The organism is Bacillus cereus group sp. BcHK124 (genome assembly GCF_027712065.1).
Classification (GTDB): Bacteria; Bacillota; Bacilli; order Bacillales; family Bacillaceae_G; genus Bacillus_A; species Bacillus_A pacificus.
Genome location: NZ_JAQFPJ010000042.1, coordinates 1 through 14,824, shown reverse-complemented (window position 1 = coordinate 14,824; position 14,824 = coordinate 1). Strand labels below are relative to the sequence as shown.

Here is a 14,824-nt window from a genome sequence, read left to right as displayed (position 1 = left end):
AGTTGGGACCTTGTCCCTGTGAGAGTAGGACGTCGCCAAGCAACTAAAAACACAAGTCTTTTGACTTGTGTTTTTTTTATTTCCCATGAAATAGGTTCGGTTCTGCTAGTAAAAAATTCGAAATATAGTAAGGAATTTTTTGAGCAGAAATAGTAAGAAATTGATAAATAAATGGGTAATCTTCAGAGCCATAGCTTCCAAGTAAATCATACCACCAATCTGTTTCGTATCTAGAAATCATACTTAAATTGTAGAGCAATAAATAATGAACGAGAAGTTCAGGTAATACGGGTGTAGGATTTCTAGGATCAGTTGTGAGTGGTAAGTAATAAGTATCAGCGAGATATTCGTAATATAAAGGCGTACTATATATAGGATTCCACGATTGGATAGGAGCCGTAAAAAGTAAATTGGATGCGCTCGTTTTCCCGGGGACATGTTGCACGGATAAGTGCTTACAAATTGATTCAATATAACGTGAAAATCTTTCTGAAGTCATATGAAGTCGATCTAGTATATTGACTGAAAAGGAAAGTTCATTTGCATTTGTTGAATCAATTTTATATAAAGTGGAACCTCGCTGACTATAGCGAAATAAGCTTTGTAATTCAGGAATATTCCCCATTAAATCCAACATGTTAAACTTCTCTGATTCTAAGTGTTTCATGTGAAACAGTTGTTCTGCAACATGAGTAAATAGTCCATTTTTTTGTACCTTTACCTCATCTTCTAAAAATTGATATCCCTGTTTTTTCCGCTTACGAGTCGTAACGCCATGAGCTAAAACAGTAGTGGATTCAGGATAGTTTGGATCAATAGTTAATAAGCATGCTTTAAAAAGTTGGCTCATTCCATAAAACAATAACATTGGCTGAATCGAAAAGGGAGCTACCTTATATAATTCGTAATAATTTTTCCCGTGTTCTAAATAATAAATAAAAGGATAACAATTTTCGAAACTTTTTTTTTCGGCATTTTGTATGGAGGATTTTTCATAACAACGGGCAAGATAACGTTGTACATTTTGAGATGAAAAGAAGAAACTTAGTTGCTGCCAAGTACAATGTGTTTGATGCATATATTACGCTCCTTTTATTGTCTAAAAATTCTAACATATATATACGTCCTTGACAGTATTTTAACCAATTGATAAGCTACTAATAATAATTTCTGGTATCATGGGGGGAACAATTATGTGGGAATCTAAATTTGTTAAAGAAGGTTTGACTTTTGATGACGTATTACTTGTACCAGCAAAGTCAGATGTACTACCAAGAGAAGTAAGTGTTAAAACAGTTTTATCTGAAAGCTTACAGTTAAACATCCCGTTAATTAGTGCAGGAATGGATACAGTAACAGAAGCGGATATGGCTATTGCAATGGCTCGTCAAGGCGGTTTAGGAATTATTCATAAAAATATGTCTATTGAACAACAAGCCGAGCAGGTTGATAAAGTAAAACGTTCTGAAAGTGGTGTTATTTCAGATCCTTTCTTTTTAACTCCAGAACATCAAGTGTATGATGCAGAGCACCTTATGGGGAAATATCGTATCTCAGGTGTACCCGTTGTAAATAATTTAGACGAGCGAAAATTAGTTGGTATTATTACAAACCGTGATATGCGTTTTATCCAAGACTACTCAATCAAAATTTCCGACGTAATGACAAAAGAACAGCTAATTACAGCTCCAGTTGGTACAACGCTAGATGAGGCTGAAAAGATCCTACAAAAGTATAAAATTGAAAAACTCCCTCTTGTTGATAACAACGGTGTATTACAAGGGCTTATTACAATAAAAGATATTGAAAAAGTAATTGAATTCCCGAATTCTGCGAAGGATAAGCAAGGGCGCTTATTAGTTGGAGCAGCAGTTGGTGTAACGGCTGATGCTATGACTCGCATTGACGCATTAGTAAAAGCTAGCGTAGATGCAATCGTACTTGATACAGCTCATGGACATTCTCAAGGCGTTATTGATAAAGTGAAAGAAGTTCGTGCAAAGTATCCATCATTAAATATTATCGCTGGAAATGTTGCTACTGCTGAAGCAACAAGAGCATTAATTGAAGCAGGTGCAAACGTAGTTAAAGTTGGTATTGGACCAGGCTCTATCTGTACAACACGTGTTGTAGCTGGGGTTGGTGTACCACAATTAACAGCGGTTTATGATTGTGCAACAGAAGCTCGTAAACACGGTATCCCAGTTATCGCTGACGGTGGTATTAAGTACTCTGGTGATATGGTTAAAGCTTTAGCAGCAGGAGCACATGTTGTTATGCTAGGTAGTATGTTTGCTGGTGTTGCTGAAAGTCCTGGTGAAACTGAAATTTATCAAGGTCGCCAATTTAAAGTATATCGTGGTATGGGTTCTGTCGGAGCGATGGAAAAAGGAAGTAAAGATCGTTATTTCCAAGAAGGAAATAAAAAACTTGTTCCAGAAGGTATTGAAGGACGAGTACCATATAAAGGACCTTTAGCAGATACGGTTCATCAATTAGTTGGTGGATTACGCGCAGGTATGGGATATTGCGGAGCACAAGATTTAGAATTCTTACGTGAGAATGCACAATTTGTTCGTATGTCAGGTGCTGGTTTACTTGAAAGTCATCCTCATCATGTACAAATTACAAAAGAGGCTCCAAACTACTCATTATAATGTCTTATATATAAATAGACGGAGATTTTATATCTCTGTCTATTTTTTTTTGATTATGTTAGAATAACGGTTATGTGAGTACATAGATATTGGGGGTAGCAAAAGTGAAAGGTATGTTTTGCAAAAGATTCATTGCACTAGTAACAATGTTTACACTAGCTTGTAGTATGTTGTTACCATATAGCAATGCATCAGCTGAAACAGGAGCTGCTTTAAATATTGAAGCAGGTGCGGCAATTTTAGTTGAAGCGAATTCTGGAAAAATTGTATATCAAAAGAATGCAGATGAATTATTATCCATTGCTAGTATGACGAAGATGATGAGTGAGTATTTAGTTCACGAAGCAGTAGATAAAGGAAAGCTTAAGTGGGATCAGAAAATTAAGGTTTCTGAATATGCGTATAAAGTTTCACAGGATGCTTCATTATCAAATGTGGCATTAGAAAATGGTGGCTCTTATACAGTAAAAGAGTTATACGAGGCAATGGCAATCTTCTCTGCAAATGGTGCAACGATTGCATTAGCAGAAGCAATTGCAGGTAAAGAAGTAGATTTCGTAAAAATGATGAATGATAAATCGAAAGAACTAGGGTTGAAAAATTATAAATTTGTCAATTCTACAGGTTTAACGAATAAAGATTTAAAGGGAATGCATCCAGAAGGAACAACAGCGGATGAAGAAAATAAAATGTCTGCAAAGGATGTTGCAACTTTAGCACAACATTTAATTAAAGATTATCCAAAAGTGTTAGATACAGCAAAAATCCCGAAAAAAGAATTCCGTCCAGAAAAAGAGAAGTTTGCAATGTCGAACTGGAACTGGATGTTAAAGGGCTTAGTTAAAGAATATGATGGCGTAGATGGCCTAAAAACAGGCTCAACTCCAGAAGCGGGAGATTGCTTCACTGGTACGGTTGAAAGAAACGGTATGCGTTTTATTTCTGTAGTGATTAAAACAAGTTCTCATACAGCACGTTTTGATGAAACAAAGAAGCTATATGATTATGGATTTGCTAACTTTGAAATGAAACAAATGTATAAAAAAGGTTCTTCAGTAAAAGGACAAGAAACAGTACGAGTAGAAAATGCGAAAGATAAAGATGTAGCAGTTCAAACGAAACAAGCCATTTCACTTCCAGTACCAAAAGGAAGTAAAGATGTTTATAAAACTGAATTAAAAGAATCAAGTAAGGGACAAGAGGCACCTATTAAAAAGGGAGCTGCACTTGGTCAAATGGTAATTACGCCAAAAGATACAAACGATCCTGGATTTTTAACTGGTAAGTCGTTGCAAGTGGATCTTGTAACAACAGCTGAAGTAGAAGAAGCAAACTGGTTTACTCGTGCTATGCGCGGAATTGGTTCTTTCTTTAGTGGTATATGGAATAGTGCTGTTGATACAGTAAAAGGTTGGTTTTAAAAGCTCCTCATTGTAGGGGCTTTTTCTTATTCCTATTTTTCATACCGACTTTATGAAAAAGTAGTAGACAAGCATCTGATAGTTAGTGGTAGAATGTAAGAGTATTCTTAATTTTCGCCTTTAACGGGGAAAAGCAATTCACCTAGGGGGGTTTTTGTAACATGACAAACGTAACAGGGACAGAACGTGTAAAACGTGGAATGGCAGAAATGCAAAAAGGCGGCGTTATTATGGACGTAATTAACGCTGAACAAGCAAAAATTGCAGAAGAGGCAGGCGCAGTTGCCGTTATGGCATTAGAGCGCGTACCAGCAGATATTCGTGCAGCAGGTGGCGTTTCTCGTATGGCAGACCCAACAATTGTTGAAGAAGTTATGGGTGCTGTGTCAATTCCGGTTATGGCAAAATGCCGTATCGGTCACCTTGTAGAAGCGCGTGTATTAGAATCATTAGGGGTAGACTATATCGATGAGAGTGAAGTATTAACTCCTGCCGATGAAGTATACCATTTAAATAAACGTGATTACACAGTTCCATTTGTATGTGGTTGCCGTGATATCGGAGAAGCTGCACGTCGTATTGCAGAAGGTGCATCTATGCTTCGTACAAAAGGTGAACCAGGAACAGGAAACATTGTAGAGGCAGTGCGTCATATGCGTCAAGTCAATGCAGAAATCCGTCAAGTTGCAAGTCTACGTGAAGATGAGTTAATGACATATGCAAAAAATACTGGTGCTCCTTATGAAGTACTACTTGAAATTAAACGCCTTGGTCGTTTGCCGGTTGTAAACTTTGCAGCAGGTGGTGTAGCAACACCTGCAGATGCAGCATTAATGATGCAACTTGGTGCGGATGGTGTATTTGTTGGATCTGGTATCTTTAAATCAGAGAATCCAGCGAAATTTGCACGTGCAATCGTTGAAGCGACAACTCATTATGAGGATTACGAGTTAATTGCAAGCCTTTCTAAAGGATTAGGTAATGCGATGAAAGGTATCGAAATTTCAACGTTACTACCAGAGCAACGCATGCAAGAGCGTGGATGGTAATTGAAGGAGAACTTTAAAATGGTGAAAATCGGTGTACTAGGTCTTCAAGGTGCAGTTCGTGAACATGTAAAATCAGTTGAAGCAAGTGGTGCAGAAGCTGTTGTTGTAAAGCGTATAGAACAACTTGAAGAGATTGATGGTCTTATTTTACCAGGCGGTGAAAGTACAACTATGCGCCGTCTTATTGATAAGTATGCTTTCATGGAACCACTTCGTACATTTGCGAAGTCTGGTAAACCAATGTTTGGTACATGTGCAGGAATGATTCTTCTTGCAAAAACACTTATTGGCTATGACGAAGCACATATTGGTGCTATGGATATTACAGTTGAGCGCAATGCGTTTGGACGTCAAAAAGATAGCTTTGAAGCTGCACTTTCTATTAAAGGTGTGGGAGAAGATTTTGTTGGCGTATTTATTCGTGCCCCGTATGTTGTAAATGTAGCGGATAATGTTGAGGTACTTTCTACACATGGCGATCGAATGGTAGCGGTAAGGCAAGGGCCGTTTTTAGCTGCTTCTTTCCATCCGGAATTAACGGATGATCATCGTGTAACAGCATACTTTGTAGAAATGGTAAAAGAAGCGAAAATGAAAAAAGTTGTATAAGTAACTTGCAACTTGTATAAGATTATAGTAAATTGATGGTAACAATTTTATAAAATAAGCGTGTTGATAGGAAATAGTAACAAATGTCGTTTCTTATAGAGAGTCGATGGTTGGTGGAAATCGATAGAAACAGTTTGTGAATCCATCCTGGAATGGAATGTGGAATATCTTTATGATTAGTAAACATTCCCGGTGAAGAGCCGTTATTTCTACTTGAGAGGAAAGCGGTAATGCTTTCAACTAGGGTGGCAACGCGGGTTAACTCCCGTCCCTTTATATAGGGACGGGAGTTTTTTGTGTTTTATAAAATAAAAGGAGGAGTATATAATGCTTGATATTAAATTTTTACGTACAAATTTTGAAGAAGTAAAAGCTAAGTTACAGCATAGAGGCGAAGATTTAACTGATTTTGGTCGCTTTGAAGAATTAGATACGAGAAGAAGAGAACTACTTGTTCAAACAGAGGAACTAAAAAGTAAACGTAACGAAGTATCTCAACAAATCTCTGTATTGAAGCGCGAAAAGAAAGATGCAGAAGCTCTAATTTTAGAAATGCGTGAAGTTGGAGAAAAAGTAAAAGATCTTGATAACGAACTTCGTACAGTTGAAGAAGATCTAGAAAGATTGATGCTATCTATTCCAAATATTCCTCACGAATCTGCTCCAGTTGGTGAAACAGAGGATGATAATGTAGTAGCCCGCACTTGGGGAGAAGTGAAGGAATTTGCTTTTGAACCAAAACCACATTGGGATCTTGCTACAGATTTAGGAATTCTAGATTTTGAACGTGCTGGAAAAGTAACAGGAAGCCGCTTCGTATTCTACAAAGGTGCTGGCGCAAGATTAGAGCGTGCTTTAATTAGCTTTATGCTGGATCTTCATACTGATGAGCATGGATATGAAGAAGTATTACCTCCGTATATGGTAAACCGTGCAAGCATGATAGGGACAGGACAACTTCCGAAGTTTGAAGAAGATGCATTCCGTATTGAAAGTGAAGACTACTTCTTAATTCCAACAGCTGAAGTACCTGTAACAAATATGCACCGTGATGAGATCTTAAATAAAGAACAATTGCCTATAAGATATGCTGCATTTAGCTCTTGTTTCCGTTCTGAAGCAGGTTCAGCTGGCCGTGATACACGTGGTTTAATTCGTCAGCACCAGTTCAATAAAGTAGAGCTTGTGAAGTTTGTAAAACCAGAAGATTCTTATGAAGAGTTAGAAAAACTAACAAATGATGCAGAACGCGTGTTACAATTATTAGAGTTGCCATATCGCGTTATGAGCATGTGCACAGGTGATTTAGGATTTACGGCAGCGAAGAAATACGATATTGAAGTATGGATTCCAAGCTATGGCACATATCGTGAAATCTCTTCTTGTAGTAATTTCGAGGCTTTCCAAGCGAGACGTGCAAATATCCGTTTCCGTCGTGAGCCAAACGGCAAACCAGAACATGTTCATACATTAAATGGATCTGGTCTTGCAATTGGACGTACGGTGGCAGCTATTTTAGAGAACTACCAACAAGAAGATGGTACAATTATAATTCCAGAAGTTCTTCGCCCTTATATGGGAGGAAAAACAGTTATTAAGTAAATTTATAAACATTCATCGGTATGAGTGATTGGTAATTATGAGCGTTGTCAGTACTATGATGTAGGAGAGGAAAAGTAAAATTTTCCTTTCCTCATAATTTATTTTAGTAGGGTTGACTAACTGTTTTTCTTTTGATATTATATTTGATGTCAATATGGAGGTATACCCAAGTCTGGCTGAAGGGATCGGTCTTGAAAACCGACAGGCGGCGAGAGTCGCGCGGGGGTTCGAATCCCTCTACCTCCTCCAGATATAATTGACAACAGCGCATATAAGTGGAGATTGGAGAACTCGTTACCACACGTAACGAGTTTTTATTTTAAAACCAATCATAAAGTATGGTGTAAGGCAATTTTGTCCTTATTACACACTCATATTCCGATGATTATCTTCATAGATATGAAAGGAGTCAACATGGATCTTATTATACAAACGTTTCCTTTAGATGGAAAAACTTTATATTATGTACAATGTCCTGTCTGTAAGAACAATAGAATTTTAAACAGTGGTGCAAATGTATCACGCATTATTAGCGATGATACATTCCGTAAACTTTGTGGTTGCACTTGTGATGTAAAGCAAACTGCAACAAAAGTAGAGGCACCAAAAAAAGTTAAAAAAGAAGCTGGAAAGAAAGAAGCAGCTCCAAAACGTACAGGTAAAGTATTAACAGCAGTAATTAACGGGAAAGAAATGACTGTTAAAGAGATTGCTGAGGCGTACGATATTAGTACAAGTACTGTTCGTCAGCGTATTAACGCTGGAAAACCTGAGAGTGAAATTATTGCTCCAACAAAGAAAAAGTAATTTAATAGAAAAACCCGTGCATATGCACGGGTTTTTTATTTTACAAGTTTACGTGTTTGTTTTAAAAAATGACCGATTTTTTTAATGATTGGTTCAATGGAATCGCCATCTTTTAAAATATCGTATTCATTAATGTTTAATCGTAAAACAGGGCATGAATTAAAGTTGTTAATCCAGTTTTCATAACGCCCATGCATCTCTTTCCAATACTCGATTGGTGTTTGCTGTTCCATCGGACGTCCACGTTCTTGGATACGATCAACGATATCATCGAAAGAACCTTCTAAGTAAATTAATAAATCTGGATGTGGGAAGTAAGGAGTCATGACCATAGCGTCAAATAAACCTTTATATGTTTCATAATCAGTTTCCGTCATTGTACCTTTTTCGTGATGCATTTTTGCAAAAATGCCAGTGTCTTCATAGATAGAGCGATCTTGAACAAAACCGCCACCGTATTCAAAAATTCTTTTTTGTTCTTTAAATCGTTCTGCTAAAAAATACACTTGTAAGTGAAAGCTCCAGCGTGTGAAATCAGCATAGAACTTGTCCAAATACGGATTAGAATCTACCTTTTCAAATGATGTGCGATACCCTAAAGCGTTAGCCAATGCAGTTGTCATAGTGGATTTACCGACACCTACTGTTCCAGCGATAGTGATTACTGCGTCATTTGGTATATCATATTTTTGCCTTAAATTCATTATTATTTCGACTCCTTTAAGAGAGTATTTTGAAGGGCAGATAGGATGACGTTTAAATCATCAGGATTTTTTACAAAATCCATATCGTCTCCGTTAAATTTCAATACTGGGATATCTGGATGGTCCTTTTTAAAAGCATCCATTGCTGTTTCGTAATCTTTTGTGAGCTGTAGTAAGTAATTTGGATCCATATTTTTTTCGAATTCTCTTCCGCGCATTGCGATTCGCTTTTGTAATGTTTCTAGGCTAGCTGTTAAATAAACGATAACGTTTGGAACTGGCATATCTTGTGTAAGGATACGATAGATTTGCATGTACTTGTCATATTGAGAATCTTTCAATGTACGGGATGCAAAAATTACATTTTTGAATATATGATAATCCGCTACTACTGGCTTCCTTTGATTCAAATACTTTATGTTAATATCTTCTAATTGTTTGTATCTATTACAAAGAAAGAACATCTCTGTTTGAAAACTCCATTCGTCGATGTCTTCATAGAACTTTCCTAAAAAGGGGTTTTCATCAACAATCTCTTTCAGTAAGTGGAGTTGCATGTGAGTTGAAATTTCCTTCGCAAGTGAAGTTTTTCCAACACCAATTGGTCCTTCAACCGTGATAAATGGTACTCCGGTCACGCTGTTTCCTCCTTTCAATCAGTGATTTACCGTGACTACTAAAAACACAAAACAGAATTATTGTAGCACAAGAGGGAAGCGAGCGGGTTAATTTGATATAAAAAGTTGGAAAATAGATATATGTATTAATCAAATTTTATTTGAAACGACGGTACTATATTTGCTTTTAATGTGGTTTCCATTATTTTTAAAGCATGTAAGTTATCCTGATCATCATTAGAGGCAATACAGTCCTGTGGTACATACAATGTATAATTCCTCATATGAGCATCGTTAGCTGTAAAGAGGATACATATATTCCCGGCGACACCTGTTAATATTAGATTTTCTATTTTTAAATAGCCTAATAAAGAATTTAAAGGTGTTTCATAAAAAGCAGAGTAATGTGGTTTAATAAAAATGTAATCATCAGCATTTGGAGCGATCTTATGAATGATATTTTCACTATACTCATTTGTACAATGAGTAATCAATTGGTCAATATCAGATCTCCAAAGTTGATAATGGTCATTAATATAAATGATGGGACAACCGAAGGATTTCATTGTCTTCTTTAATTGTAAAATAGGAGTGGTTATAATTTCGCATTTTTTGGCTAGGATAGGCCCGTGTGAAAATTGAAAGTCATTAATCATATCGATAATGAGTAAGGCAGTATTCTTCATATGTAATCCCCTCTCTTTTTTCTTAGGGTGGATTGAATTTGTAAAAGTTATCCCATGTGTAGTAAATGGAAATAAGTGTACTTTATTTGTAATGAAAGGACTATGTTATGGAACGTGATCAAGATATTTATTTTATGCAGTTAGCAATAGAAGAGGCTAAAAAAGCAGAGGCAATACAAGAAGTACCGATTGGTGCAGTTATAGTATTAAATGGTGAAGTAATTAGTGTTGCTCATAATTTAAGGGAGACTGAGCAAAGATCAATAGCTCACGCTGAGTTGTTAGCTATTGATGAGGCATGCAAAAAATTAGGGACATGGCGTTTAGAAGATGCGACGTTATATGTAACATTAGAGCCTTGTCCGATGTGTGCGGGTGGAATTGTTTTATCACGAGTAAAGCGAGTTGTATATGGTGCGAGTGATCCGAAAGGTGGATGTGCAGGGACATTGATGAATCTGTTAACGGATGAACGCTTTAATCATCAATGTGAAGTAGTGGCTGGTGTATTAGAAGAAGAGTGCGGTACGCTATTAACGAACTTTTTTAGAGCGCTTCGTAAAAAAAGAAAAGCGATTAAGAAATTAGAGAAAAGTAAAGAGAATTAACGTATTTGCATTTTATAAAAAAACAAGTTATACTGATAGTGCCTTTAATGAAGGCAACCGAATATTGGTTTTAACTTTGCCGTGCTAAGCGGGGAGGTAGCGGTGCCCTATACTCGCAATCCGCTCTAGCGAGGCCGAATCCCTTCTCGAGGTTATGTTGTTGTAAGGTCTGCCTTAAGTAAGTGGTGTTGACGTTTGGGTCCTGCGCAACGGGACCCCGTGAACCTTGTCAGGTCCGGAAGGAAGCAGCAATAAGCGGGTCTTCTCGTGTGCCGCAGGAGTGCCTGAACCGAGCTAACTGCTTAAGTAACGCTTATGGTACGTAATCGACAGAAGGTGCACGGCAGTTATATATGTATACAAAACTCACCTTAATACTAAGGTGGGTTTTTTGTATAGAAAATAACTTTTGGAATCTATAAACAGAATGGGTTATAATAAATGAGATAATAACCTTTGAGGGAGGCCGTATTTTCGTGTCATACCAAGCGTTATACCGAACATGGAGACCGCAAAAGTTTGAAGATGTAGTCGGTCAAAAGCACGTGACAAAAACGTTGCAAAATGCCCTTCTTCAAGAGAAAGTTTCACATGCTTATTTATTTTCTGGGCCGAGGGGAACAGGAAAAACGACAATTGCAAAAGTGTTTGCAAAAGCAATTAACTGTGAACATGCTCCGGTAGCTGAACCTTGTAATGAATGTCCTTCTTGTTTGGGGATTACACAAGGATCTATTTCAGATGTATTAGAAATTGATGCGGCTTCAAATAACGGTGTAGATGAAATTCGAGATATTAGAGATAAAGTAAAATATGCTCCAAGTGCTGTAGAATATAAAGTATACATTATTGATGAAGTTCACATGCTTTCCATGGGTGCCTTCAATGCGCTTTTAAAAACGTTAGAAGAACCGCCAGGACATGTTATCTTTATTTTAGCGACAACAGAACCGCATAAGATACCGCCTACAATTATTTCGCGTTGCCAACGTTTCGAATTTCGAAAGATATCAGTAAATGATATTGTTGAGAGATTATCGACAGTTGTGAACAATGAAGGTACGCAAGTAGAAGATGAGGCATTACAAATTGTTGCACGTGCCGCTGAAGGTGGTATGCGTGATGCGCTCAGTCTTATTGATCAGGCAATATCTTATAGTGATGAGAATGTTACGACAGAAGATGTATTAGCTGTAACAGGGTCTGTTTCTCAGCAATACTTAGGCAACTTAGTAGAATGTATACGTGAAAATGATGTATCAAGAGCATTACGTATCATAGATGAGATGATGGGTAAAGGGAAAGATCCAGTACGCTTTATGGAAGATTTCATTTACTATTATCGTGATATGCTTTTATATCAAACTTCACCACAATTGGAACATATGTTGGAACGAGTGATGGTTGATGAGCAATTCCGGACGTTAAGTGAAGAAATGCAACCGGAAGTAATCTATGAGATCATTCATACTCTTAGTAAAGCGCAACAGGAAATGAAGTGGACAAATCATCCGCGAATTTTCTTAGAAGTTGTTATGGTACAACTGTGTCAACAGTTTATGATGCAAGCAAATGGTGCAGATCGTTTACAAGCAATTATGAACAGGATGCAGCAATTGGAGAAAGAGCTAGAACAAGTCAAAAAGAATGGTGTGCCGGCCGGTGTGCAGCAGGAAGTCAGAGAGACGCGTGCAGCACCAAAGCCAGTACGGACAGGAAGTATGAAGATACCTGTCGGACGCGTAAATGAAGTATTAAAGCAAGCGAAGCGTCAAGATTTAGAACAATTAAAAGCTGTATGGGGAGAGTTGTTAGGAAGACTCAAAGCATACAACAAAGTAGCGTTTGCTGTTTTATTAGAAAATAGCGAACCGGTAGCGGCTTCAGATGATACTTACGTTTTAGCGTTCCAATATGAGATTCACTGTAAAATGGCAAGCGAAAATCGAGAGGCTATGGATACAGTGGAACAAACTTTATTTGAATTGCTAAGTAAAAGATTAAATATGATTGCCATTCCAAAAAGTGAATGGGGTAAAATCCGTGAAGATTTTTTACAGCGTGAAGGTGGAAGTTCTGAAGAAAGCCCAGAGAAAAAAGAAGATCCTCTTATAGAAGAGGCTGTAAAATTAGTAGGGCAAGAACTCATTGAAATAAAAGAGTAATAATAATTAGGAGGAATTAATTATGATGCGTGGCGGAATGGGAAATATGAATAACATGATGAAACAAATGCAAAAGATGCAAAAGGAAATGGCAAAGGCGCAAGAAGAACTTGGCGAAAAAACAGTTGAAGGTACAGCTGGCGGCGGTATGATCACAGTTATTGCAAATGGTCATAAGCAAATTCTTGAAGTAAAAGTGAAAGAAGAAGTTGTAGATCCAGAAGATATCGAAATGTTACAAGACTTAGTGTTAGCTGCAACAAACGATGCACTTAAAAAAGCTGATGAACTTTCAAACTCTACAATGGGTAAATTTACAAAAGGCTTAAACTTACCGGGTGGAATGTTCTAGGAGGATATTGATATATGCATTATCCAGAACCAATATCAAAACTAATTGATAGTTTTATGAAATTGCCAGGAATCGGACCGAAAACAGCGGTTCGATTGGCGTTTTTCGTATTAGATATGAAAGAAGATGATGTGTTAGGTTTTGCAAAAGCACTTGTAAATGCGAAGCGAGACTTAGCATATTGTTCTGTATGCGGGCATATTACTGACCGTGACCCTTGTTATATTTGTAACGATTCACATCGAGATCAATCAGTTGTTTGTGTCGTGCAAGAACCGAAAGATGTAATCGCGATGGAAAAGATGAAAGAGTATCAAGGTGTATATCATGTGTTACGTGGTGCTATCTCTCCAATGGAGGGAATTGGACCAGAAGACATTAATATCCCGCAACTTCTAAAGCGACTACACGATGAAACAGTACAAGAAGTAATATTAGCAACAAATCCTAATATTGAAGGGGAAGCTACAGCGATGTATATATCCCGCCTCTTAAAGCCGACAGGTATTAAAGTAACTCGTATTGCACACGGTCTGCCAGTTGGTGGAGATTTAGAATATGCAGATGAAGTGACACTGTCGAAAGCATTAGAAGGTCGTAGAGAAGTATAAGAGGAGAAACAAAAATGTTCTTTCAAAAAAAGGGTAAATTGCGTAAAGAGTATGATGATAAGCTAATTGTACTGTTAGAAAAGGTGAAGAATGAATGGTTACGTCAAAAGAGAATGGTTGAACAAAGTGTTGAACCATCTCAAGATGTACTTTGTTCTTTGAAAATAGCAGAGGCGAAATATTTCTTCTTGCTAAAAGAAGCAAAACGTCGTCCTGTAAAGATGGAGCAATGGTAAAAGGTTCTGCTGAAAAAGCAGAGCCTTTTTATTTTATTTGTTTGGAAAGATCGATTAATGTTTTTTGTGAAGAACGTGTAGCAGAATCAAGGTGAATAAAATGAAACGACTGGAGTTATATAATAAACGTTCTTTTTTATCGTCTTGTCCCATACAAATAAATGTGTATAGGTCATTCATAAGGAGGAAAAAATGAATTCTACAATTATTATTGTTGGTATTCTTGCGTTAGTTTTTATTTTCCTTGTTTTTGGTGTTTCTTCTAAGCCGTTACGTTTTATAGGAAAAGCGCTCTTTCATGTTACTTTAGGAGTAGCATTACTTTTTATCGTAAATGTTGTAGGAACATATTTTGATTTTCATCTTCCAATTAACTTGGGTACTGCAACAATCACAAGTTTATTAGGTCTACCCGGTGTTGCTGCATTAGTGGTTATTAAGCTTTATATCATGCCAAGATAAATTTATTTTGGCATTTTTTTAAAAAGTGTTGACTTGTGAATGGTTAATATGGTAAATTAATAAGCGTCGTCAGGAACGAAAGAAAAAAGTTGTTGACAGATTCAACGCAAGATGTTAAATTATAAAAGTCGCTGAAACGCGATGTTGAACTTTGAAAACTAAACGAAACAAACAACGTGAAACGTCAATTTTTATTTTATGATGCTAGACAAACTAACTTTATTGGAGAGTTTGATCC

16 protein-coding genes, 1 tRNA gene, 1 other RNA gene and 1 other annotated feature are annotated in these 14,824 nt (G+C 37.0%); of the genes, 14 read left to right on the top strand and 4 right to left on the bottom strand.

Annotation, left to right across the window (positions count from 1 at the left end):
- Nucleotides 1-76: 76 nt before the first annotated feature.
- Nucleotides 77-1,078 carry a YaaC family protein gene (locus PDK19_RS26870; protein WP_000554275.1) on the bottom strand — a complete coding sequence of 334 codons (1,002 nt, stop codon included), beginning with the start codon at nt 1,076-1,078 and terminating at the stop codon, nt 77-79.
- A gap of 115 nt (nt 1,079-1,193) precedes the next feature.
- Here PDK19_RS26870 and guaB point away from each other — a divergent pair, with 115 nt between their 5' ends.
- The 7 genes from guaB to PDK19_RS26835 all read left to right on the top strand — a co-directional run bounded on the left by guaB (nt 1,194) and on the right by PDK19_RS26835 (nt 8,145).
- Nucleotides 1,194-2,657, top strand: coding sequence for an IMP dehydrogenase (guaB, locus tag PDK19_RS26865; protein WP_000264079.1), 1,464 nt, complete (start codon nt 1,194-1,196; stop codon nt 2,655-2,657).
- 113 nt (nt 2,658-2,770) lie between these two features.
- Entirely contained in the window at nt 2,771-4,078 is a 1,308-nt protein-coding gene (dacA, locus tag PDK19_RS26860; protein ID WP_124878453.1) for a D-alanyl-D-alanine carboxypeptidase DacA, read from the top strand.
- 161 nt (nt 4,079-4,239) lie between these two features.
- Nucleotides 4,240-5,127 carry a pyridoxal 5'-phosphate synthase lyase subunit PdxS gene (gene pdxS, locus PDK19_RS26855; protein WP_000186156.1) on the top strand — a complete coding sequence of 296 codons (888 nt, stop codon included), beginning with the start codon at nt 4,240-4,242 and terminating at the stop codon, nt 5,125-5,127.
- An 18-nt stretch (nt 5,128-5,145) separates the two neighbouring features.
- Nucleotides 5,146-5,736, top strand: coding sequence for a pyridoxal 5'-phosphate synthase glutaminase subunit PdxT (gene pdxT / locus PDK19_RS26850; RefSeq protein WP_000238781.1), 591 nt, complete (start codon nt 5,146-5,148; stop codon nt 5,734-5,736).
- A 54-nt stretch (nt 5,737-5,790) separates the two neighbouring features.
- Nucleotides 5,791-6,012, top strand: a binding site (T-box leader).
- Between the two features lie 51 nt (nt 6,013-6,063).
- Nucleotides 6,064-7,338, top strand: coding sequence for a serine--tRNA ligase (serS, locus tag PDK19_RS26845; RefSeq protein WP_000884179.1), 1,275 nt, complete (start codon nt 6,064-6,066; stop codon nt 7,336-7,338).
- 156 nt (nt 7,339-7,494) lie between these two features.
- A tRNA-Ser gene (locus PDK19_RS26840) sits at nt 7,495-7,587 on the top strand.
- Nucleotides 7,588-7,752: 165 nt separating this feature from the next.
- On the top strand, nt 7,753-8,145 hold the full coding sequence (locus PDK19_RS26835) for a DUF3797 domain-containing protein (RefSeq protein ID WP_000364199.1): 393 nt from the start codon (nt 7,753-7,755) through the stop codon (nt 8,143-8,145).
- A 35-nt stretch (nt 8,146-8,180) separates the two neighbouring features.
- Here PDK19_RS26835 and PDK19_RS26830 read toward each other — a convergent pair whose 3' ends face one another.
- From PDK19_RS26830 to PDK19_RS26820, 3 genes are all read right to left on the bottom strand, one after another.
- Nucleotides 8,181-8,849: a deoxynucleoside kinase gene (locus PDK19_RS26830; RefSeq protein ID WP_001053585.1), complete on the bottom strand. Its 669-nt coding sequence runs from the start codon at nt 8,847-8,849 to the stop codon at nt 8,181-8,183.
- 2 nt (nt 8,850-8,851) lie between these two features.
- Nucleotides 8,852-9,487: a deoxynucleoside kinase gene (locus PDK19_RS26825; RefSeq protein WP_000148224.1), complete on the bottom strand. Its 636-nt coding sequence runs from the start codon at nt 9,485-9,487 to the stop codon at nt 8,852-8,854.
- A gap of 125 nt (nt 9,488-9,612) precedes the next feature.
- Nucleotides 9,613-10,152: an isochorismatase family cysteine hydrolase gene (locus tag PDK19_RS26820; protein WP_000798717.1), complete on the bottom strand. Its 540-nt coding sequence runs from the start codon at nt 10,150-10,152 to the stop codon at nt 9,613-9,615.
- Between the two features lie 107 nt (nt 10,153-10,259).
- Here PDK19_RS26820 and tadA point away from each other — a divergent pair, with 107 nt between their 5' ends.
- From tadA to PDK19_RS26785, 7 genes are all read left to right on the top strand, one after another.
- Nucleotides 10,260-10,760, top strand: coding sequence for a tRNA adenosine(34) deaminase TadA (gene tadA / locus PDK19_RS26815; protein ID WP_000439013.1), 501 nt, complete (start codon nt 10,260-10,262; stop codon nt 10,758-10,760).
- Between the two features lie 79 nt (nt 10,761-10,839).
- Nucleotides 10,840-11,104: signal recognition particle sRNA large type (ffs, locus tag PDK19_RS26810), an RNA gene on the top strand.
- 132 nt (nt 11,105-11,236) lie between these two features.
- Complete coding sequence (dnaX, locus tag PDK19_RS26805) at nt 11,237-12,925, top strand: DNA polymerase III subunit gamma/tau (protein ID WP_000121554.1); 1,689 nt, start codon at nt 11,237-11,239, stop codon at nt 12,923-12,925.
- A 25-nt stretch (nt 12,926-12,950) separates the two neighbouring features.
- The gene (locus PDK19_RS26800; RefSeq protein WP_001996460.1) at nt 12,951-13,277 is read left to right on the top strand and encodes a YbaB/EbfC family nucleoid-associated protein; all 327 of its coding nucleotides are present in this window, start codon (nt 12,951-12,953) and stop codon (nt 13,275-13,277) included.
- A 14-nt stretch (nt 13,278-13,291) separates the two neighbouring features.
- Nucleotides 13,292-13,888: a recombination protein RecR gene (gene recR, locus PDK19_RS26795; RefSeq protein WP_000559169.1), complete on the top strand. Its 597-nt coding sequence runs from the start codon at nt 13,292-13,294 to the stop codon at nt 13,886-13,888.
- A gap of 14 nt (nt 13,889-13,902) precedes the next feature.
- Entirely contained in the window at nt 13,903-14,124 is a 222-nt protein-coding gene (locus PDK19_RS26790) for a YaaL family protein (RefSeq protein WP_000466020.1), read from the top strand.
- 192 nt (nt 14,125-14,316) lie between these two features.
- Nucleotides 14,317-14,586 (top strand): pro-sigmaK processing inhibitor BofA family protein, encoded by a 270-nt coding sequence (locus PDK19_RS26785; protein ID WP_001089264.1) that lies wholly within the window; start codon nt 14,317-14,319, stop codon nt 14,584-14,586.
- The last annotated feature ends 238 nt before the right edge of the window (nt 14,587-14,824 follow it).